This window comes from Flavonifractor sp. An52 (assembly GCF_002159385.1).
In the GTDB taxonomy this organism is placed as follows: Bacteria; Bacillota; Clostridia; order Oscillospirales; family Oscillospiraceae; genus Flavonifractor; species Flavonifractor avicola.
The window spans coordinates 1-1,365 of sequence record NZ_NFIB01000067.1 but is presented as its reverse complement, the minus strand read 5'-3'; the positions used below and the strand labels follow the sequence as shown (position 1 = coordinate 1,365).

The window sequence follows — 1,365 nt, the reverse complement described above, 5'->3', positions numbered from 1 at the left end:
CTTAGTACGAGAGGACCGGGATGGACGTACCTCTGGTGCACCAGTTGTTCTGCCAAGGGCATGGCTGGGTAGCTATGTACGGACGAGATAAACGCTGAAGGCATCTAAGCGTGAAACTCTCCCTAAGATAAGATCTCTCATCCTTCGTGGAGTAAGGCACGTCGTAGACTATGACGTTGATAGGTCGGAGGTGGAAGCGCGGTAACGCGTGTAGCTGACCGATACTAATAAGCCGAGGGCTTGACCTTAACATGATGATTGCAGGCGCTTGCCTGGTACTGGAAACTGCATTGTTCGGTTTTGAGGGTGCTGACAAAGCGACGCGTAAATGTGGCCCGTTGGTCAAGCGGTTAAGACGGCGGCCTCTCACGCCGCAAACGTGGGTTCGATTCCCGCACGGGTCACCAAACCTGCGCCTTTAGCTCAGCTGGTAGAGCAACTGACTCTTAATCAGTGGGTCCCCGGTTCGAATCCGTGAAGGCGCACCATTCTCTATGGAGCGTCTACGCGGCGCTCCATAGAGAACCTCTTAAAATTTAGACTTACCTGATGAGAAAGACGGTAAGGAGAGAAAAGTTCAGATGAAGTTTTCTTTGCTTACTTTCTTTTTCAAAAGAAAGTAAGTTGGTGTTGATTGCGGTGAGGGTCCACCCGTTCCCATCCCGAACACGGAAGTTAAGCTCACCTGCGCCGAAAATACTTGTCTGGAGACGGACCGGGAAGATAGGTAACGCCAACACAGAAAGCGGACAGCTTAGGCTGTCCGCTTTTTGCTTTACAAAAATCAGCAGCCGTCATAGACAGCTGCTGATATAGGTATTGACTTCAAAGGGATCCAGGTCTGTGACATTTGTTGAGCCTATTATGTAAAAAAGTGCTTGACAAATGGCACCGTGAGTGATATTCTATCTGAGCGCCTTGCGAGAGAGCATGAAAATCTGACCAAAATCGGAAGAAACCGAGGGGAACCTGGACGGCCTTGCGGAAAAAGATCAGAAAAAGTGCTTGACAAACGCGAGTGTGCGTGGTAAACTAAATGAGTTCGCGCCGGAGGGCGTGAACGAGCTTGAAAAAGAACCGAAACAAGCGGTTCGGGGCTAAAAAGCCCTGAAAAAACTTGAAAAAGTTCTTGACAAGCGAAACAGAGTGTGCTAAAATAAATGGCACGTCAGCCCGAGTGGCTGACAAGAGCGTGTACCTTGTAAATTAAACAACGTGAAAGAAACACGAAGCACCAGAAAGGACAAGAAGTCCTTCTGACAAGCGAAGCTTGAAGGAAGGCTCTTGAATTGATTTCTTTGAAGCTATGAATTAAGCTTCGATAAGATGATTTGAAGAACTTTGGTTCTTTAGATACCATTTTAT

Annotated in this window: 2 tRNA genes and 2 rRNA genes; all 4 read left to right on the top strand. The window is 47.8% G+C overall.

Annotated features, from left to right (window positions below):
- Window positions 1-248 (top strand): 23S ribosomal RNA (locus tag B5G06_RS13725); the annotation flags it as partial.
- An 84-nt stretch (window positions 249-332) separates the two neighbouring features.
- Window positions 333-407: transfer RNA gene (locus B5G06_RS13720), tRNA-Glu, on the top strand.
- A 5-nt stretch (window positions 408-412) separates the two neighbouring features.
- A tRNA-Lys gene (locus B5G06_RS13715) sits at window positions 413-488 on the top strand.
- 135 nt (window positions 489-623) lie between these two features.
- A 5S ribosomal RNA gene (gene rrf, locus B5G06_RS13710) occupies window positions 624-739 on the top strand.
- Window positions 740-1,365 lie beyond the last annotated feature (626 nt).